This is a genomic window from Nocardia sp. NPDC058666, from assembly GCF_042714895.1.
Taxonomy (GTDB): Bacteria; Actinomycetota; Actinomycetes; order Mycobacteriales; family Mycobacteriaceae; genus Nocardia.
The window spans coordinates 1-19,052 of the sequence record NZ_JBHXRY010000003.1 but is presented as its reverse complement, the minus strand read 5'-3'; the positions used below and the strand labels follow the sequence as shown (position 1 = coordinate 19,052).

The window sequence follows — 19,052 nt, the reverse complement described above, 5'->3', positions numbered from 1 at the left end:
CGGTTGGACTCGCCGACCGTCTTCTGCCGCATCCTCGGCCCGATCGCCATCGAAATCGACGGCGCACCAGCGCAATTGGGTGGTCCACGCTCTCGCCGAGCGTTGGCTGCGCTGTCCGCCGCACACGGCATGGCCGTTCCGGACGAGTACCTGATCGAACAGATCTGGGGCGACGCCCGCCCGGCCAGTGTCGTGTCGGCCCTGCGCGGGCTCATCTGGCGCCTGCGCGCCGCACTGGGCCCGCAGGTGGGCCCACGGTATCTGCGGCGCGACGTCGGCGGCTACGCGCTGACCATTCCGGGCCCGCTCATCGATCACCAGCAGCTGGCGGCGCGGGTCGCCGGTGCGATGGGCCATCTCGACAACGGGCATCCCAGTTGGGCGGCAATGGATTTGGCGGCCGCGGTGGCCCTGTGGCGGGGCGAACCGTGGGAGGAACTCGGCCCGGCACCGGAGCTGATCGGGATCAGGGCCAAGCTCGCCGAACTGCACGACGTCGCGGTCGAAGAACTCCAAGCCGCGCGCCTGGCACTCGACGACCCCGCGCACGCGGGGCCCGAAACCGCGCGGGCGGTCGCGGCGCTGGCCGAGGCCGTGGTCGCGACCCCCTACCGGGAACGTCGGTGGGAACTGCTGGCGTTGGGCTTGTACCGCACCGGCAGACAAACCGAGGCGCTGGCGGCACTGCGCGGCATCCACGAACGGCTCATCAACGACATCGGCATCGAGCCACGACGTTCGCTGCGCGCCCTCGAGCAGCGCATCCTCCGACAAGACCCGGACCTGCTGCTACCAGGTCCAACACGTGCGGCCCGACCGCGCAACGACCGCTAGCCTGGCCGACGAGACCGGTTCGGCGCCGGTGCCGCCTCGATCGAGGCGAACACGCCCCAGAGGAGAAGTGATGAGCCTGACCGGCGACGAGCGCGGCGTGCTCGCCGACAGCTTGGCGAGGGGACGTGACCGTGCCTTCGTGGGCCGCCACGACGAACTCGCTCGGTTCCAAGCCGCCCTGGACGGTGCGGTCGGTGCGTACCCCGTGCAGTTTCTGCACGGTCCGGGCGGGATCGGCAAGTCCACGCTGCTGCGCCGTTTCGCCAGGCTCGCGCAGCAGCGTGGTCGTTCGGTCGTCGAGGTCGACGGGCGCACCGTGACGCCGACGCCGGAAGGTTTCGTCGCGGCCGCCGGGGTCGCCGTGCGCGAACCGGGCGTGGTGCTGCTCGTGGACACCTTCGAGAAGTGCCAGGGTCTGGAGGGGTGGTTGTGGGAGCGCTTTCTGCCGCAACTGCCGGTCGGGGCCGTCGTTGTCGTCGCGGGACGGGGCGCGCCGGACCCGGTGTGGACCTCCGATCCGGGCTGGGTCGACCTGCTGTCGGTCACCGCGGTGCGCAACCTCGCGCCGCAGGAGGCCGCGGAGTTCCTGCACGCGCGCCAGGTGCCCGCCACCGCACAGCAGGCCCTGCTCGAGTTCACCGGCGGCAACCCGCTGGCCCTCGCGCTCGCCGCGGCGCTGGCCACCAAAGCTGCTGTGCGACAACCGATGTGGGCACCGAACCAGGACACGATTTCCACCCTGCTGCGCCAACTGGTCGGGAAAACACCCAGTCCCGCACACCGGCGAGCGCTGGAGATCTGCGCGCACGCCTACATCACCTCCGAGTCGCTGCTGCGGTCGCTGATGGGCGAGCAGGCCGCGGAACTGTTCGCGTGGTTGCGGGTGCAGCCGTTCATCGAATCGACCGACACCGGCCTGTTCCCCCACGACGTGGTCCGGGAAACACTGGAAGCCGACCTGAAATGGCGTGACCCGCAAGGGTTCGCGCAGATGCACAACCAGCTGCGCGAATCGCTACTGGCACAGGTGCGTTCGGCCCCCAGCACTCAGCTGGCACAGGCAACCGGTGCGCTGATCTTCGTGTTCCGCGCCGATCGGCAGATGTCGGAATTCAATGTCTGGCGCGAAGTCGGTGTCGTGGACGATCGCCCCTACCGACCACAGGACCGGGCGCGGGTGCTGGAACTGGCCGAGCAGACCGAAGGACCCGCCTCGGCGGCGATCGCGCAGTTCTGGCTCGACCGGCAACCCGAAGGATTCCGGGTCTATCACTCGACCCTGAGCGGCGACCCGGTCGCCTTCTCGGCATGGCTCGAGCTCACCGATTCCGAAGGCGCGGAACATGATCCCGTTGTTGCCGCCGCGTGGAACCACGCCAGGGGACACGGCCCCCTGCGCTCGGGTGAGTACCTGGCGTTGGCCCGCTTCACCGTCGACCCGGCCGCCTACCAGCGCCCCGCACCGTCGACCACCTTCGCCCAGTGGCGGGCCACCGGCGAAATGATTCGCGGCGAGCGGATCGCGTGGTCGTTCGTGGTGATGCGCGACGACGGCTTCTGGAACGCCCACCTCGGCGACATCAACATGCTGCCCATCGACGCACCGCCCACCGTGGGCGAGCACCGCTACGCCCTGTTCGCCCACGATTGGCGCGCCCAACCGGCGGGCCCCTGGCTGCAGGAGAAGACCGACGCCATGCTGGCCGGAACCACCATGGCCGAAGGTTCGGTCCGCGGGCACGGCGAGCTGGTGGTGTTGTCGCGTCCCGAATTCGATGCCGCCGTGCGCGACGCGTTGCGCACGCTACGGCAGCCGGTCGCGCTGTCGGCCAATCCGCTCCATCGCAGCCGTCTGGTACTGGAAAGTGGTCGCGATCTGGCCGAATTGCTCACCGAGGCAACGCTTGTGCTGCAGGGCGAGCGTGGCGGCGACAAGTTGTTCCGCGCGCTCAACGCCACCTATGTCAAGGGCGCGCCGACCCAGGAGGTCGCGGCCGAACTGCTCGGCTTGCCGTTCAGCACCTACCGCCGCCACCTGTCGACCGCGATAGAGCGAGTCAGCGATCTGCTCTGGCATCAGGAGTTGAACGGCCACTGAGCACCTGTCGCGGGAAACAATGACTGCCAGAAATCGGACAGGGCCTGCGCGGCGGCAGCGGGATCGTCCAGCATCCACCAGTGCCCGGCGCCGGGCATGAGGTAGAGCGTGGCACCCAGCTGACGTGCGATTTCGATCGCCGAACCGTACTCGTCGAGACCGTCGCGCACCGGGTGGACGACCAGCCCCGGTGCGCGGGTTCTCGTCGAAGGTCCCCAGGCGCGGTAGCGGCTTTCCAGCATGGAACGGTAGAGGTCGAGCACGGCACTGCCCATCTCAGCGTCGAATTGTCCGTGGGCCCTGTGTGTTTCCGGAAGTCCGAGCGTATGCAATGTCGTGCCAAGGGTTTTCGGGACGGCGACCGCCTGGCGGACGAATTCCTCGCCCGCGCCGACTGTCTGCCAGACTTTGGCCAGCTCGTGCCAGCGGTGGTCTGGATGCAGCACCCCTGCACTGTCTGCCACCCAACTTCGTACTGTGACAGTGGGATCGGCGACCACCCGGTAGGTCAACACCGCGCCGATGTCGTGCCCGACAAGGTCGATCGGACCCGGAATGCTGCGCAATCGCTCGACCAGCCACTGGACGTACTCGTCGACGGTGGCACCGAACGACCGCGGCCGCGGCGACCCGAAACCGGGCAAACGCAACGCGACGCTGTCGACCGCGAGGTGGTCCCGCACACCGTCCCAGATATCGGCGGTCTCGGGGGCACCGTGCACGAACACGACGGTCATATGAGTTCCTCTCAGCGAAAGTTCCTGTGTGGCAACAGTGTCGATTGCGGCGCCGCTCACTTGCCAGGCCGAAAACTGCTCACTTACCGAAAACAGGCTGTGCCGCGTGGAGTGGTCCACGCGACACAGCCTGTTCGGGGGGAAAGGTCAGCTGATCGCGGCGGCGGCCTCGACGATGACCTTCGCGACGGCACCGGGCTGGGAGACAGTCAGAGCGTGCGAGGCGCCCTTGATCTCCACCGAGGAGCGGGCACCGGCGCGTTCGGCCATGAACCGGTGCGCGGCCACGGGGATGTTGTAGTCGGCATCGGGGAACACGAACCACGAGGGGATCGTCTTCCAGCTGGGTGCACCGGATTTGCCGTTGAGGGCGCGGTCGTTGAGCGGACGCTGGGTGGCGGCGTCGACGGCGGCCTTGGTCTTGGGGACGTCGGCGGCGAACTGCTGGTGGAACTTGGCGGGCTGGATGTAGAGATCGGTGCTGCCGTCGGGCAGTGCCACCTTGTTCAGGGTGCCGCCCAGCGTGCTGCCGGGGAACTTGCCCGACAGCTCACCGATGGTCTCGCCCTCTTCGGGAGCGAACGCCGCGACGTAGACCAGTCCCTTGACCTTCGGATCCTGGACCTGGGAGATGACCTGCCCGCCGTAGGAGTGTCCGACCAGCACGACCGGGCCGTCGATCGAGGCGACCACGCTGCGGACGGTGTCGGCGTCGCCGGCCACGCTGCGCAGAGGATTTCCGGCGGCGATGCTGGTCAGGCCCTTGTCGGTGAGTTTGTCGATCACGCCGTTCCAGCTGCTGGATTCGGCGAAGGCCCCGTGGACGAGAACGATGGTGGGTTCGGTGGCAGACGGCGCGGGTTGGGCGGTGGCGCAGCCGGCGCTGGCGACAACGGCGGTGACACCCAGCGCGACGGCGGTGAGCTTGACGATGGCGGTGATACGCATGACGGTTCCTCGAGACAATTATGTTGCGGGAGTGGATGTTCGGCAGTGTCAGCCGGCGACGGCTTCGATCGCGGTGAGGATGACCTCGGCGACCGCGGCGGGCTGGGAGGCAGGCAGCGCATGGGAGGCGCCGGCGATCTCGATGGTGGTGCGAGCACCGGCCCGTTCGGCCATGAACCGGTGCGCGGCGACCGGGATGTTGTAGTCGGCATCGGGGAACACGAACCACGACGGCAACGTCTTCCAGTTCGGTGCACCGGATTTGCCGTTGAGGGCGCGATCGTTGAGCGGGCGCTGGGTGGCGGCGTCGATCGCGGCCTTGGCGGCGGGAATATCGGCGGCGAACTGCTGGTGGAACTTGGCGGGTTGAATGTAGAAGTCGGTGGTGCCGTCGGGCAGCGGCACCTGGTTCAGGGTTTCGCCCAGGGTGCTGCCAGGGAACTTGCCCGACAGTTCGCCGATGGTCTCGCCCTCTTCCGGGGCGAAGGCGGCGACGTAGACCAGTCCCTTGACCTTCGAATCCTGGACCTGGGAGATGACCTGCCCGCCATAGGAATGCCCGACGAGGATGACCGGACCCTCGACGGAGTCGACGAGACCGCGGACGATGTCGGCATCGGATTCGACATCGCGCAGCGGGTTGGCGGCGGCGATCACGGTGGCATCGACCGTGCGCAGCCTGCTGATGACGCCGCTCCAACTGGCGGACTCGGCGAAGGCGCCGTGGACGAGGATGACTGTGGGGGTGCTCATGATGGTCTCCTGAAAAGGTGTGCTGAAAGTGGTCAGTGCGCGAGGAACGCGAGCAGGTCGGCTTCGAACGCGGTGCGGAATTCGCCGTAAAGGCCGTGCGGCGCACCGGGATACACCCGCAGCGTCGCGTTCTTGATCAGCTCCGCCGCCTTGGTCGCCGAGTCGTGCAGCGGCACGATCTGGTCGTCGTCACCGTGCGCGACCAGCACCGGCACGTCGATGCCGAGCAGGTCCGCGGTGAAATCGGTTTCGGAGAACTGGGCGATGCATTCGTAGGCGGCGCGCACCCCGACCTGCATGCCCAGCCGCCAGAACGCCCGGCGCGCACCCTCCGACACGATCGCGTCGGGCCGGTTGAACCCGTAGAAGGCCTCGCTCAGATCCCAGTAGAACTGCGAGCGGTCGGCGGCGACGCCGGCGCGGATCCCGTCGAAGACCGCCATCGGCGTGCCATCGGGGTTGGTCTCGGACTTGACCATCACCGGCGGCACCGCGCCAAGCAGCACCGCCTTGGCGACCCGGGCACTGCCGTGGCGACCCAGGTAGCGGGCGACTTCGCCGCCGCCGGTGGAGTGGCCGACCAGCACCGCGTCGCGCAGGTCCAGGTGTTCGAGCAGTTCGCCCAGGTCGTCGGCGTAGCGGTCCATGGTGTTGCCGTCCCAGGTCTGGCTCGAGCGGCCGTGACCGCGGCGGTCGTGGGCGATGGCACGGTAGCCGTGCTCGGCGACCAGGCGGGCTTGGTCGTCCCAGGCGTCGGCGCTGAGCGGCCAGCCGTGACTGAAGACGACCGGTTGGCCGGTGCCCCAGTCCTTGAAGAAGATCTCGGCGCCGTCGGTGGTGGTGAAGGTGTTTGTCATGCCGATAAAATTACGAGCGGACCCACCCCCTACGAATCAGTCGAACGACTGCATCCATGACTGAGTCATGGCGGCCGTCGATGACTCAGTCACTGCCCGATTACCGCACCGACCTGCGTCGTCGCGTTGTGGAACCAGTGGTTCTCTGTCAGGATCGGGCGGTGAGTGGTGTGCTGTCGCAGTCTTCGTTGATCGGTCGAGACCGGTATCTGGCCATGCTGGGCGACCTGCTGGATCGCGCGGTCGCCGGAAATGGTTCGGCGATGGTCCTGCGCGGACAAGCCGGTATCGGAAAGTCGGCTCTGCTCAGCGAGATTCGGCAGCGGGCGACCCAACAGGACCTCACCGTCGTGTGCGCGGACGGTGTCGAGAACGAAGCCGGCCTGCCGTTCGCCGCCCTGCACCAACTGCTGCGCCCGCTCGAGTCCGAAGTGGCCAAGCTGCCCGTGTCGCATCAACACACCCTGCGTGCGGCGTTCGGCCAGGAAGACGGATCGCCGGATCTGTACGCGGTGGCGTTGGCCGCACTGCAACTGGTCGGGGAAGCCGCCGCGGTCCGGCCGACGGTGTTGATCCTCGACGATCTGCAGTGGCTGGACAGCTGCAGCGCCGACGTTCTCAGTTTCGTCGCCCGCCGGATCGGCAGTGACGCGGTCTTCGTGCTGGGTGCCACCAGAACCGGATCCGAGGATTCCGCACGTCGAGCGGGGCTGCCCGACGTCATGGTCGAACCGCTCGACGAACAGGCCGCCGCGCAACTCCTACAAGCACAGGCACCCGCACTGTCGGGCAACCTGCGACTGAAACTGCTCAGCGAAGCCGCGGGAAATCCGTTGGCGCTCACCGAGTTACCGCGCGCGATGGCGCAGACCACCGACCGAGTGGTCGAGGATTTCCCGTTGACCGCCCGCCTGGAAGCCGCCTTCGCCGCGCGTTCGGCAGAACTCAGCGAGCCCACCAGGGCCCTGCTGGTCGTGCTCGCCGCCGATGTCACCTGCGACGCGGGCAGGCTGCTTCGGGCGGCCACCCAACTCGCGAACACCCCGGTCGGCACCGCCCACCTGCAAGAAGCAATCGACGTCGGCCTGGTCGAGATGGCCGGGCCGGTGCTGCGCTTCCGGCACCCGCTGATGCGTTCGGCGACCTACGTCCGGGCACCGCTGACACAACGACTCGACGCGCACACCATCTTGGCCGACGTCCTCGCCGACTTCCCCGACAAACAACTGTGGCATCGTGCCGCGGCCACCCTGGGCGCCGACGACACGATCGCCGCGCAACTCGAACTGTATGCGCAGCGATCACGAGCCTGCGGCGCCATCATGGCCGCGGTCTCGGCCCTGCACCGCGCCGCGGAACTGTCGCAGCGACCCGACCGCACGACCGCGTTGCTTCTGCACGCCGCGGAACTGGCCAGCGAGACCGGTGCGCGCCGCGAAGCCAAAAACCTGCTCGACCGAGCCGACCTCAGCAATCTGGGGCCGACCGAACGAGCACGCCTGGCCGGGGTCGAGGAAGTCGTCGCCTTCCAACGCTACGACGACCACGAACGCCGCATCCGCGAGCTCGTGGACATCGCGGCCGACGTGCACACCGCGGGCAATACCGACCTGGCCGCGGAGGTACTGTGGCGCGCCGCGTCCCGCTGCTTCTTCCAGGACGCCTGCGACCAGTCACGCAAAGCCATTGCCGCCCAACTGGATTCACTCGACCTGCCCGCCCACGACCCACGAGTGCTCGCCATCGCCGCCTACAGCATGCCGTGGGAACGCGGCAGCGACGTACTCGACCAACTCGCGCGACTCGACCCCGACCGCACCGACGCCGACGCCATGCGCTTCCTCGGCTACGCCGCGCTGTTCCTCGGCGACTTTCGCCGCGGCTCCGCCTACATCGACAACGCCGCCGGAATCGGCCGCCGACAAGGACGACTCGGACTGCTGTCGGGCATCCTCGGCGCCGGCAACTGGAGCCGCATCTGGCTCGGCGAATGGGACAAAGTCCGCGCCGAGACCGAGGAATCCCGCGCGTTCGCCGAGGAGACCGGCGAGGAGTTCTACCTCGTCGCCGGGCGCACCAACCTGGCCATGATCGCCGCATTGCGAGGCGAAGCCGACCTGGCCGACGAGCACCTGCGCGCGATCGGCGCCAGCCCGCTGGCCACCGGAATGCGATGCATCCAGGTCGCCGCCCAGCAGACCCGCGGCATGCTCCTGCTGTTGGACGGCCGCGCCGAGGACGCGTTCGCGGCCCTGACCCGTGTCTACGATCCGACCGACCCGGTGAGCCACCCCATGCGACGCTGGTGGATCGCCCCCGAACTCGCCGACGCCGCCGTCGCCTCCGAAAACACCGACACCGCAAGACAATTGCTGGCCGACCTACCGGAACTGGCCCAGCGACTCCCCGCGCCGATGCTGCTCGTCGTCGACCAATACAGCCGCGCCGTACTCGCCGACGACACCAACGCGGACTCCGCCTACACCGACGCACTCAACGGCCACGTCGGCACCTGGCCGCTGTACCGCGCACGCCTGCAACTGCACCACGGCCGCCGCCTACGCCGCCTACGCCGAACCGCGGAAGCCCGCGAACCCCTACGCGCGGCCCGCGACACCTTCGACGCACTGGGCGCGGACCCCTGGGCCCAAGCCGCCCGCAACGAACTACGCGCCGCAGGCGAAACCAGCACCCGCCGCTCCCCCACCGCCCGCGACCAACTCACCTCCCAGGAACTGCAGATCGCCACGCTGGCAGCCGAAGGGCTGACCAACCGTCAGATCGCGGAAAAGCTCTACCTGTCCCACCGCACCGTGGGGTCTCACCTCTACCGCATCTATCCCCGCTTGGGGATCACCAGCCGAGTCGAACTCGCGGGGGCTATCTCGGCGATCAGCTGAGGGGTCGGTGAGTGGGCCGACTCCCGGTCGGCGAAGCCTTCAGTCTCCGCGGTTGCCGAAAGGCGTCGACGTTCAGCCTCAGGAGGTTCTACCCTCGAACCTGGCGAGTCGTCGCATTGCGAAGAGCGGGGGGTTGGCGTGGCTGTCACAGCTTGGACCGGCGCTGAGGTCCGCGCGATGCGTACTGCCGCGTTGCGGATCACGCAAGCGGATCTGGCCGAACGTCTCGGATTTACGGAGTCGGTTGTTCGCAAGTGGGAAAAGCGCGGTGCCACAATCACACTCACGAACCAGCACGCCGCCGCGATGGACACCCTACTGGCGCGTCTGGACGACGGTCAGCGCCATCGGTTCGAGTCTGCCCGATCTGCGGTTTCGCCCACCATCGTGCCGGATGTCGGTCAGTTCGACAGGTCGGATGCGATCGTCGGTCGGCTGCATCAGCTTGCCGAGCTGCGTGGTGATGGTGATCTCGTCGACGGGCTGAGTCTTGCGCTCGGCGAGGTCGTCGACCGTTACGAGGCGGAGGGACCACGCCATCTCGCGGGCGAGGTTCAAGAGCTACGTCAGCGGGTGAATCTTCTTCTCCAGCAACGTCGCCACCCCGCCCATGTCGAGCAGTTGTATCGGATCGCGGCACGGCTGTCGGGAGTGCTGGCGTACATGGCGGTGAATTGTGGTCGGTTCGGCAGCGCTCGGATGTACTGCCGCGAAGCACAGGTACTGGCATCGCTGATCGAGGATCGCGAGATGCTGGCGTGGGTTAAGTCAACTGAGAGCTTTTGCGCGTATTACGCAGGCGATTTCGCGCTGTCGGTGACGTTGGCCGAGGAAGGGATCTCGCTGGCCGACTCAGGGTCTCAGGCAATCCGGTTGTATTCCAACGGGTTAGCCCGCGCTTGGGGGAAGCTGGGCGACACCGTAGAGGTCGAGCGCGCTATCGAGCAGGCGATGTCGCTGGCGGATCACCACAATGTGGTCCCTGGCCTGACTCCCGCGCTGACCTTCGAGTCCTACGGCAAAGCGCGCCTCATGGCCAATGCCGCCACCGCGTTCCTGTCGGCCGGGCGATTCGACAAGGCCCTCGAGTTCGGCGAGTTGGTCGAGGACCATGTTTCGCAGTCGGACTCGGTGTGGAGTGCAACGTTGGTGCGCTTGGATGTGGCGACTGCGCTTGTCCTGCAACGCCACCCGGAAGTCGAGCGGGCGGTTCGGCTCGGCGTCGAGGCTCTCGACGCGTCTTCGGATCGTCCGATCAGGTCGGTGTGGCAGCGGGCCGATGAACTCGGCGCGCTGCTGGAATCCCGGCATCGTGTACCGTCGCGCGTTTATGCCGAGCGGTTGGCGCAGTGGCGTCGTTCGGCCCAACCCCTGATCGCGCCGGAGAGCCGGATTCAACCACCCAGCGCAAGCACTGCTCGGGTCGTCCAGCGATAGGCGTGGCCATCTCGTCGCAACACGACCAACTCGACCTGGTTCACCCGCACGGTGACGCTTCTGGCCGTACGAACCGCCGCGACTGCGTCGATGACCTCAGCGGCAGCGCGGTCAGTGTTGTTGTAGGCGATGCCCAAATGCGGGCGGAACCGGGAAGAATTCGGTGCTGACGAGTTCGGCAAGGCTTGTGCCGTACAGACTGACAGGATCTGATGCAGGTCCAGCAGCGGATCCCATGGCGCGACCGAGAATCTGATCGCGCTGCGCGAGCCGCTCAACGGTCCCACGGTCAAATCGAACGGCTTCACCTCCGAAAGGCTTTCGCGGGCAAACGAAACCAGCTCGTCGATCTGCTGGTCAGAGACAACGTTCGTGTCGCCGACCCCCATCATCGTGAGGTGCAGCGCATCCAATGGCACCGGATCAACCCCGCCGATTGCCAGCGCTTTCTGGCAATCGGCAGCGAGTGCGTTCAGGTCCGAGTCAACGAAGGTCAGATACCAGTAGTAGCCCGTCCGGCCTGGCGTCCACTGCTTCACCGCCCAATGGTCGCGAAGGATCTCGATCTCGGCGAAGGCGTTCCAATCGTTGTGCGCGATGGCATCTGGATCCGACGTCGAGTCCGGCGGCTGCCGGGGAAACGGGCCACTGGATGCCATGTCCGTCCTCTCCACGTCGAAGGTCTTGTCGGCAAGTTTACGGACTGTCGGCCGGACGCAGCGTCGATGCAGGCGAGCGTCCGGCCGCAGGGTCACATCCGTTGCGGAGCCGCCATCCCCAACTGACCCAACCCGAGTTCCAATGTTCGAGCAGTTAACTGGCACAACGCGATTCGGTTCGAGCGAATCGGTTCATCAGCTGCGATGACCGGGCACAGATCGTAGAAGGTGGTGTACGCGCGGGCCAGATCGTAGAGATAGCCCGCCAAACGGTGGGGCTCCAACGCATCAGCCACCTCCGCCAGCACGGTGCCGTAGCCATCCAGGACCAGTGCGAGTTCCCGTTCTGCCGGTTCGAGCGGACCGGCAGTGTCGACCGTGATCTGCGTGGTGGCGTCTGCCTTGCGCAGGATCGAACAAACGCGGGCGTGGGCGTACTGCAGGTAGACACCGGTGTTGCCGTTGAGTGTGGTCATCCGGTCCAGGTCGAAGCTGTAATCCTTGACCCGCGACGTCGATAGATCCGCGTACTTGACCGCACCGATCCCCGCCTGCTCAGCGATAGTGTCGAGTTCAGCCGCAGACAGGTCCGGGTTCTTTTCGGCGACAACAGCGCGGACACGCGCGGCGGCCTCGTCGAGCAGGCCCATCAACCGAACAGTTCCTCCCGCACGGGTTTTGAACGGTTTGCCATCCGGTCCCAAGATCGTGCCGTAAGCCACGTGATCGACTAGGATCGCCTCGGTGAGCCACCCGACTCGCCGGGCGGCTTCGAAGATCAGCTGAAAGTGCAACGCCTGCCGCGAATCGGTGACATACAGCAGGCGGTCCGCGTTCAGCGAGGCGATGCGGTATCGGATGGTGGCCAGGTCGGTGCTGTCGTACCCGTACCCGCCGTCGCGTTTGCGGGCCATCAGCACAACAGGCTGATCATCAGGACCGGTGACCTGTTCCGACAGCACGACGATCGCGCCATCGCTGTCGACTGCTACGCCCTTGTCGATGAGTTCGGTGACCGTGTCAGCGAGTTGGTCGTTGTAGAACGACTCCCCGACATAGTCATCGGGGGTGAGCAGGACACCGAGTCGGTCATAGATCGCACCGAAGGCCTTCTCGGACTCGGCGACGATCTCCCGCCACCGCGCGACCGTATCCGTATCGCCAGCTTGCAAGGCCACCACGCGGTTTCGTGCACGGTCGGCAAAAGCCGGGTCGGCGTCGAACTGGGCGCGGGCAGCCTTGTACAGGCTGTCCAGCGCCGACACCGCGCTAGTCTCGGCATCGAGTTCGTCTGTGTGCCACGGTGATTCGGGATGCTCGTCGATGTACTGGATCAGCATCCCGAACTGGGCACCCCAGTCGCCGAGGTGATTCGCACGCACGACATCAGCACCGAGGAACCCGAAAACCCGAGCGAGACTGTCACCGATAATCGTGGTCCGCAGATGCCCGACATGCATCTCCTTGGCCACGTTCGGCGCGGAGTAGTCGATAACCACCCGATGCCCGTTCTCGCTGGCCGGCACACCGAGCCGATCATCAGCCAACCGTGCGGCCACGCTTTCCCAGATCGCCTGCTCAGCGAGGGAGATGTTCAAGAATCCGGGGCCCGACACCTGCACATCAGCGATCACGCCACCGCTGAGATCGAGATGGGCCGCGAGCTCGCTACCGAGCTGAGCGGGTGGCATCCCGACCTTCTTCGCCAACGGCAACGCGGCGTTGGATTGAAAGTCGGCCCGATCGGATCGTCGCACTACCGGGTCCGCATCCGCCATTTCCGGGCGGACTCGCACGATCGCCTCCGACACAACGGCAGCGACACGTCCGAGCAGCGGCACAATACCGGCAGAGCTCACCTTGGATTCCTTTCGATGGGGATGGTGGGCCCATTGTCGCAGGCGTGTGAAGTGGAATAGCTGCGGCTGACGTGGCACCGGCGGAATCGCGCGCCATCGACGACCTCGACCAGGTTCCGAGCGACCAGCGACGCCAGGCCCGACTGGACCGTGGAGCACAGGCGCGCAGGGTGGGTGTAGCCCAAGAAATCCTTTCCCTGCGCACCACCGGCCACGCCAGTCAACGCCCGCACCGCACGCGGAACTGTGATCTCCGGCGTCGCGAGCATCGAGATCGCGAGCACCGCCACAGCCTGCTCCGCCCGCGCACGATCAGCGCGATACCGGCCCACGTTCCCACCGAGGAACACGTGCTCGCTGGTGAGAGCGTTGAGCACCAGGCGCTGCGCGAACGCGGGCGAGTTCAACCAGCTCGCTTCGACAACCACCGGATCAGGGCTGAGCACCCCATCGATCCTCGGAAAGCACCGCAGACTCACAGCACGATCGACATCGGCATAGGTCGCGAAAAGTTTTGTCTCGTAGTCGACTTCCATGTCGTCGGCCAACCCGAAATCATCGTGGATGCGCCGAACCGCGCCCACCAGGCCGTCCATCAGGTAGCGACCAGGGCGATCGCGTCCGACCAAGACGAGGTCCAGATCTGAGCGCGAGTCTCCCGTGCCGGCCTGCGAGCCGTAAACGAGTCCGTACCCTCCCGCAGGGGTGAATGTTCGACACAGCTGCGCTGCCGCGGCAAACAGCTCGGGCGTCATGACGACAAGCCGATCGGCAGCGACGCATACGGGTGCGCGGCGGCGTGGAAGTCGATGAGGTGGACTCCGCTCGGCAGCGCGACCCCGCCACCTGCGATCTCGTATCGGTCGAGGAACTCCTCCACCGTTTCCGCGAGCTGTGGATCATCGAGCAATAGCGGATGGTGTTTGAAATGCACCCCGAAGAACCACTCACGCGCCGCATCCCGGCTGGGTGCCCATGCCACTCCCCCGAGGCGCGTGTGTGTCAACGTGCCGTCACCTCGACCTTCGGCTTCGCGGAGTGCGTCGACCAGTACGTTCCTGGTGTAGGCGCGGCCACCATCGGGAAATGGCGCGACGACTTCCCAGCCACGGGTCACCAACTGCTGTTCCGGGCTCTCGGCGTCGAACAACATGGCGAGCAGGTGTCCGCCCGGCGCGACCAACCGGACCAGGTCGAGCACGAATTCCCGCGCCCGGGCCTGCGCGCGAGCCTGATCCTGTCGAGGTCGCACACCCGAAGGAGAGAGTTCCTCGAAGAACTCCCCGATCGGGTAACTCAGCGACCAGAACGCCGTCACCAGGTCAAAACTGCTCGACCGGCCCTGCCGCAGGAGCACGGTCACGGCGTCGCTGGTATCCGCGCAGATCGTCCGAGCCTCAGGGAATTTCTGGGCAACGGCGTTCACCATTGTTTCGCTGTAGTCGGCGAGCACAAGGTTGCGTGCGTAGGGCGCGATCGTCTCGGTGATCCGACCTGTGCCGCAACCGAACTCGACAACTTCCAGCGAAGCGGTTGGGGCATGGTGGTGTTCGGTGAGCCAGTCCGCCACCAGGTCGATGTCTTCGGTGCCGCCGTAGTAGTGGCGCAACAGAAGCTGGTCGTAGACGCCCTCGGTCTCGTAGACGGCGCGAAATCTCTTGGTACTCATGGCATTTCTCCGTCCAGGTCCAGGGCGAGGTGGTCGAGGTAGGCAAGGGCGTCGCGCATGTGGGCCTCGGTGACCGCGGGATTGTTCGCCATGAACCGCAACGGATGCACGACCGCTCCCGCGCGAAGGCGGGCGAGGTCATCGGGGAGGGTGAATTGATGCAGATGCCAGCGGCCCTCGGCCAGCATCCGTGCATGGATCGCGATGTTCAGCCGGTTGAGTCGACCCAGTTCTGCCGCGTCCAGATTTCCAGCCTCGATGCCCGCCGGCAGGTACGCGAACACCACTGCCGCAAGGTCCGGGTTGTTGAGCCGCACCAACCGTGGATGCGTATCGACCAACGCCGCGAACGTTTTCGCCACCTCATGTCGGTGATCAGCCAACTCCGCCAGGCCTGCCCGTCCACGACCGAGCATCATCATCCACAACTTCAGCGACATCCACCCTTTGGTGCCGATGAACGGGGTGACCTGCCCGAACGCGAAGTCTTCCTGCATGATCAGGTCTGAGTACGTCGAAATCGTCCGCACCACAGCCGGATCCCGCACCAGCAACGCACTCAGCCCGTACGGCACTGCCATGATCTTGTGGGGGTCCACGGTGATGCTGTCGAACTCGGCGATGCCGTCGATTTTGTCCCGCAGGCTCGGGCTGAACGCCGCGAGCAAACCCCAGCACGCATCCGCGTGCAACCAGATCTTCGCGTCGATCTCCCGCACCACATCGTGCACGGCACGCAGGTCGTCGACGGTCTGCGTTCGGCTGTCGCCGGCATAGGCGATCACCGCCATCACCCGACCACGATGCTCCCGCAGTATCCGTGCGAGTTCGTCTGTGTGGTAACGGAACCCATCGGTAGCGACGTCGATGATGTGGGCACCACAACCAATCCAGGTCAACGCGGCTTTCACGCTGTAGTGCCCGATCCCTCGCGGCACGACCACCGCGAACTGGCTCGGATCGACAATCCCGGACTGCATCGTGCCCGGTGCTTTCGCCTCACGGGCGAGCATCATCGCCACGGTATTGCTGGTCGTCCCGCCGGGCGTGATCATGCCGCCCACATCCCACACGGAATTCACCTGCGCGACTGACGGATTCGCATAGCCGAGCAGCTCCCGCAACCACCGGAGAACCGTGATCTCGATGAAAGTCGCACTCGGACTGTCGAACGACTGGTTGATCATGTTCTGCTGAGTCAGGGTTGCGAGCACACTGCCCGCCAGCGCGAGCTGATCATCGCCGGTGTCACCGAAACCCATGAACCGCGGCGATGCCTCGTTCTTGCACAGCGGCAACACCCGGTCCACGAAGTCAGCCAACACCTCGTCATCCGTCATCGGTTCGACGGGCAGATCAGCGACCAGAAGGTCGCGGATCTGCCCCGCGGTGCTGCGCCGTCCGAAGATCTCCTGGCCGGCTTTGAACTGCAACCCGATATCGAGGCTGCGATGAAGCAGCTCGTGAGGGTCGGTTGCGGTCTGGTGGGGTGTGCGAATTGCGGGAGCGTGCATCGGGTTTCGCCTTCCGTGCGGTGCGAATCTGTTACCCACAACGATCCAGCCGAAGACCCGAAGCCGGAAGCCACGCCACCGCTACGGAACCGCCACGACACCGCCCGCCATGACATCAGTTTGACGATGGCCCGTGCGGACGTCAGGCTGTCGCCACCACCGATTCGTTGATCGAAGGAGTGTGATCCCCATGCTCATCGAGGACCTCGCTGTTCTCGTTGCACGCAGCACACCGCGACTGGGCTCAACCAAATCGGTCGCCATAGATGGCCCAGGAGGCGCCGGAAAGTCCACTCTTGCAGCCCAACTCGCCGCCGCGTGCAGTGCGACGCTGCTCCACACCGATGACTTCGCGTCCTGGGACAATCAATTCGATTGGTGGCCCGACTCGAGCAACAGATCTTGTCACCCATCGCCAACAGGCAAGCGGGCCGGTATCAACGATACGACTGGGGTACACAGACTTTGGCGGAGTGGCACGACGTCGCCCCACCGAAGGTCCTGATCCTGGAAGGCGTATCCGCTGCCCGGAATTCCCTGTCGATCTGGGTCCAAGCGTCCCCCGAGGTCAGGCTCGCACGAGGGCTCGCCCGCGACGGTGAGGGAGCCCTGCCGCTCTGGCAGCGTTGGATGGCCGCAGAGGACGTTCACTTCGCTGCCAACCGAACACGAGCACATGCCGATGTCGTCATCAGCGGCCAGGCTGATCACACACCGCCAGAATCGCTATAGCGGCAGCGGCGATCTCACGCCGGCTCGGTCAATGTCGTCCCGCGGATGGTGGCATCGGTGGCAGGCAGCAGCGCCGTCGGTACTGCGGGAGGGATGGTGGAAAGCCTGGCGAGCCTGCATGATCGACACCCGGAGGATTCCTGGACCTCAGGTCGAAGCCGGGAGTCGATTCGGATGCGCAAACTGTTGGCAGCACCCCGAACCAGCAGCGGGCACGTCAAGATCAGCCACGATTGCCAGACTCCCCGCCCGGCCCCACCGAGGTACGTGAGCTGGTTCGACGTCCGCGGGGACGGCCGCTACCTCTACTCCCGCCGCGGCGAAGACATCCACATCGACCCGTGCACTGATCAGCAGTTCCACGACGGCCTTCGCCAGCTGATCGGGGGTCGATCGGGGGCGTCGTCCGCCGGACGGCACTAGACATTCTGGTCTGGCGTCCGGGCAACCGCGCCAATCGCAGCGCTTGTCGACGACGACATCCGCGAACTGAAGAAGACCGCCGAGGGAATCCTCGCCCTCTACAAGGAGGAGACCGATGAGCAGCACACCCATTCAGCCACGCCCACTGACCGACCTCGAATCCGCAGTCGTCACCAACATGCTGTCAGGCGGGGGAACGGGCGCAGACGAGTTCCGAGCACAGATCCCGTATTCGCAGGTCGTATCGACTTGGGGAATTGGGTCGCCCAGCGTCGATCTGGTTGTGCAGCAAGGGGCGGCACGAGCGGTCGACTCCGCCGATGGGATCTTCGCGAACGGCGCGGTCACCGACGAGCGCCCTCGCACTCTGCCGGAACCTGACCTGATAGAAGTCGGCGACCAACCCTCTAATAGCACCATCGGTGGTCAGGCAGATGGGAAAGAATGAGCAGAGCACAAGTACGCCCACGTCCCCTCAATACTCACGAAGAGTCAATTCTTCGAAAGTTGCTATCAGTAGAATTTCCCGGAGCGGACAACTTTGTGTCCCAAGTTTCACACGTCCAAGTGGTTGCCGCCTGGGGAAAAGGGTCCCAAAGCCTGGACTTCCGCATCGCCCCCGAAGCATCAAAGGGCCCTGCCGGGGATGGCGAGCTGCCGGTATTCGGAGAAGTCACGGACGCTAACGGGACCGTGACCGGATTTATTACACTTTGGGTAAAGGATGGTCTCCTGAGTTCGCTTGAATACGGATCGCACACCGATGACAGTCCGACATCATTGCCGGATCTTTCGGCTATCTCCGTTAGTCGATTCAAATAGCCGCAGCGTCGACGTGGTCGAGACTGCCACGGCACCGCGTCGGCCCGAACGGTAGCTTTCCGCTATGACCAAGAAGCCGACGAACCCACACGATGCCTACGCCAGAGAGATCCTGAGTCACCCGGCCGACGCGGCCAGCGAGATCCGCGTCAACATCGATGCGGAACTCGCCGCTCGCATCGACTTCGACGCAATGGGCGCTGACCGATCGTCTCGGGCCTCGAGCGAAGGAAGGTGTGACGACCGACAGCGGCACGGCTGGAAGCACGCGGAGAGGTACGCGGGGAAGCCCGTGGAGAGGCCCGTGGACGCGTGGCAGGCCGTGTCGAGATGCTGGGCGAACTGTTGACCGTCAAGTTCGGTCCATTGCCCAGCGCTGTGACTGAGCGGGTTCAGGACGCTGATGCCGATGAGCTTCGTGTGTGGGCAAAGCGAGTGCTGACCGCTGGTTCGTTGGCAGAAGTGTTCGCGTAGTTTGCTCCCGCCCGGCGGGTCGGATCTCTCGACCGGTCGTGGTCGGCGGCCCGTCGGTTGGAGTAGTTCCTTTCACATTCAACATCGGGCTTTAGCCCCACAAATTTGAGGCTAGGACTGGTCACCCGAGTACCCTTTCCAAGGGTACTCGGATCTATTTTGCAAGTCGGCCCAGCCAGCTTTACGATAGCCGACAATGCTATCGCCATCACATACCTCCGTGACTCCCCGATCGGTGAAGCCCTATCTGTCAGACTCGGATGAGACACGGCGACCGTGTAGTTTCCCGTAGACATGGGCGAGATCGGACGTTGTGAGCGTGACACTGAGTACCGC

The 19,052-nt window shown here is 65.6% G+C and carries 16 protein-coding genes; 7 read left to right on the top strand and 9 right to left on the bottom strand.

Annotation, left to right across the window (positions count from 1 at the left end):
- Window positions 1-3 precede the first annotated feature (3 nt).
- Together ACFWVD_RS09550 and ACFWVD_RS09545 are read left to right on the top strand one after the other, a co-directional pair.
- A complete protein-coding gene (locus ACFWVD_RS09550; RefSeq protein WP_379241581.1) occupies window positions 4-834 on the top strand; it encodes a BTAD domain-containing putative transcriptional regulator in 831 nt (276 codons plus the stop codon).
- A 70-nt stretch (window positions 835-904) separates the two neighbouring features.
- Entirely contained in the window at window positions 905-2,932 is a 2,028-nt protein-coding gene (locus ACFWVD_RS09545; protein WP_379241580.1) for an ATP-binding protein, read from the top strand.
- Here the strand turns inward: ACFWVD_RS09545 and ACFWVD_RS09540 are convergent.
- From ACFWVD_RS09540 to ACFWVD_RS09525, 4 genes are all read right to left on the bottom strand, one after another.
- The gene (locus ACFWVD_RS09540; RefSeq protein WP_379241579.1) at window positions 2,911-3,669 is read right to left on the bottom strand and encodes an alpha/beta fold hydrolase; all 759 of its coding nucleotides are present in this window, start codon (window positions 3,667-3,669) and stop codon (window positions 2,911-2,913) included. The genes ACFWVD_RS09545 and ACFWVD_RS09540 overlap by 22 nt on opposite strands.
- A gap of 147 nt (window positions 3,670-3,816) precedes the next feature.
- Complete coding sequence (locus ACFWVD_RS09535) at window positions 3,817-4,617, bottom strand: alpha/beta fold hydrolase (protein ID WP_379241578.1); 801 nt, start codon at window positions 4,615-4,617, stop codon at window positions 3,817-3,819.
- Between the two features lie 48 nt (window positions 4,618-4,665).
- Window positions 4,666-5,370 (bottom strand): alpha/beta fold hydrolase, encoded by a 705-nt coding sequence (locus ACFWVD_RS09530; protein ID WP_379241577.1) that lies wholly within the window; start codon window positions 5,368-5,370, stop codon window positions 4,666-4,668.
- A 32-nt stretch (window positions 5,371-5,402) separates the two neighbouring features.
- The gene (locus ACFWVD_RS09525; protein ID WP_379241576.1) at window positions 5,403-6,227 is read right to left on the bottom strand and encodes an alpha/beta fold hydrolase; all 825 of its coding nucleotides are present in this window, start codon (window positions 6,225-6,227) and stop codon (window positions 5,403-5,405) included.
- Window positions 6,228-6,307: 80 nt separating this feature from the next.
- On the opposite strand from ACFWVD_RS09525, the gene ACFWVD_RS09520 reads away from it, so the two are divergent.
- Both ACFWVD_RS09520 and ACFWVD_RS09515 read left to right on the top strand, forming a co-directional pair.
- The gene (locus ACFWVD_RS09520) at window positions 6,308-9,127 is read left to right on the top strand and encodes an ATP-binding protein (RefSeq protein WP_379241575.1); all 2,820 of its coding nucleotides are present in this window, start codon (window positions 6,308-6,310) and stop codon (window positions 9,125-9,127) included.
- 138 nt (window positions 9,128-9,265) lie between these two features.
- Window positions 9,266-10,564, top strand: coding sequence for a helix-turn-helix domain-containing protein (locus tag ACFWVD_RS09515; RefSeq protein ID WP_379241574.1), 1,299 nt, complete (start codon window positions 9,266-9,268; stop codon window positions 10,562-10,564).
- On the opposite strand, the gene ACFWVD_RS09510 is transcribed toward ACFWVD_RS09515, so the two are convergent.
- The 5 genes from ACFWVD_RS09510 to ACFWVD_RS09490 all read right to left on the bottom strand — a co-directional run bounded on the left by ACFWVD_RS09510 (window position 10,522) and on the right by ACFWVD_RS09490 (window position 16,265).
- A complete protein-coding gene (locus ACFWVD_RS09510) occupies window positions 10,522-11,223 on the bottom strand; it encodes a 2'-5' RNA ligase family protein (RefSeq protein WP_379241573.1) in 702 nt (233 codons plus the stop codon). The genes ACFWVD_RS09515 and ACFWVD_RS09510 overlap by 43 nt on opposite strands.
- A gap of 92 nt (window positions 11,224-11,315) precedes the next feature.
- Complete coding sequence (gene argS, locus ACFWVD_RS09505) at window positions 11,316-13,082, bottom strand: arginine--tRNA ligase (RefSeq protein WP_379241572.1); 1,767 nt, start codon at window positions 13,080-13,082, stop codon at window positions 11,316-11,318.
- Window positions 13,079-13,711, bottom strand: a complete 633-nt coding sequence (locus ACFWVD_RS09500; RefSeq protein ID WP_379241571.1) for a hypothetical protein — start codon at window positions 13,709-13,711, stop codon at window positions 13,079-13,081. The genes argS and ACFWVD_RS09500 overlap by 4 nt, the downstream gene beginning before the upstream one ends.
- A gap of 122 nt (window positions 13,712-13,833) precedes the next feature.
- Entirely contained in the window at window positions 13,834-14,751 is a 918-nt protein-coding gene (locus tag ACFWVD_RS09495) for a methyltransferase (protein ID WP_379241570.1), read from the bottom strand.
- Entirely contained in the window at window positions 14,748-16,265 is a 1,518-nt protein-coding gene (locus ACFWVD_RS09490; protein ID WP_379241569.1) for a pyridoxal phosphate-dependent decarboxylase family protein, read from the bottom strand. Before ACFWVD_RS09490 ends, ACFWVD_RS09495 begins: the two co-directional genes overlap by 4 nt.
- Before the next feature lie 789 nt (window positions 16,266-17,054).
- Here ACFWVD_RS09490 and ACFWVD_RS09485 point away from each other — a divergent pair.
- The 3 genes from ACFWVD_RS09485 to ACFWVD_RS09475 all read left to right on the top strand — a co-directional run bounded on the left by ACFWVD_RS09485 (window position 17,055) and on the right by ACFWVD_RS09475 (window position 18,591).
- Window positions 17,055-17,420 (top strand): hypothetical protein, encoded by a 366-nt coding sequence (locus tag ACFWVD_RS09485; protein WP_379241568.1) that lies wholly within the window; start codon window positions 17,055-17,057, stop codon window positions 17,418-17,420.
- A 115-nt stretch (window positions 17,421-17,535) separates the two neighbouring features.
- On the top strand, window positions 17,536-17,868 hold the full coding sequence (locus ACFWVD_RS09480) for a hypothetical protein (RefSeq protein WP_379241567.1): 333 nt from the start codon (window positions 17,536-17,538) through the stop codon (window positions 17,866-17,868).
- A 438-nt stretch (window positions 17,869-18,306) separates the two neighbouring features.
- Window positions 18,307-18,591, top strand: coding sequence for a hypothetical protein (locus tag ACFWVD_RS09475; RefSeq protein WP_379241566.1), 285 nt, complete (start codon window positions 18,307-18,309; stop codon window positions 18,589-18,591).
- The last annotated feature ends 461 nt before the right edge of the window (window positions 18,592-19,052 follow it).

Bases quoted from the DNA above. Each gene is read 5' to 3' on its own strand.
- ACFWVD_RS09545 (WP_379241580.1), top strand. From the start codon at position 905: ATGAGCCTGACCGGCGACGAGCGCGGCGTGCTCGCCGACAGCTTGGCG.
- ACFWVD_RS09540 (WP_379241579.1), bottom strand. From the start codon at position 3,669: ATGACCGTCGTGTTCGTGCACGGTGCCCCCGAGACCGCCGATATCTGG.
- ACFWVD_RS09535 (WP_379241578.1), bottom strand. From the start codon at position 4,617: ATGCGTATCACCGCCATCGTCAAGCTCACCGCCGTCGCGCTGGGTGTC.
- ACFWVD_RS09530 (WP_379241577.1), bottom strand. From the start codon at position 5,370: ATGAGCACCCCCACAGTCATCCTCGTCCACGGCGCCTTCGCCGAGTCC.
- ACFWVD_RS09525 (WP_379241576.1), bottom strand. From the start codon at position 6,227: ATGACAAACACCTTCACCACCACCGACGGCGCCGAGATCTTCTTCAAG.
- ACFWVD_RS09520 (WP_379241575.1), top strand. From the start codon at position 6,308: ATGACTCAGTCACTGCCCGATTACCGCACCGACCTGCGTCGTCGCGTT.
- ACFWVD_RS09510 (WP_379241573.1), bottom strand. From the start codon at position 11,223: ATGGCATCCAGTGGCCCGTTTCCCCGGCAGCCGCCGGACTCGACGTCG.
- ACFWVD_RS09495 (WP_379241570.1), bottom strand. From the start codon at position 14,751: ATGAGTACCAAGAGATTTCGCGCCGTCTACGAGACCGAGGGCGTCTAC.
- ACFWVD_RS09490 (WP_379241569.1), bottom strand. From the start codon at position 16,265: ATGCACGCTCCCGCAATTCGCACACCCCACCAGACCGCAACCGACCCT.
- ACFWVD_RS09480 (WP_379241567.1), top strand. From the start codon at position 17,536: ATGAGCAGCACACCCATTCAGCCACGCCCACTGACCGACCTCGAATCC.
- ACFWVD_RS09475 (WP_379241566.1), top strand. From the start codon at position 18,307: ATGACCAAGAAGCCGACGAACCCACACGATGCCTACGCCAGAGAGATC.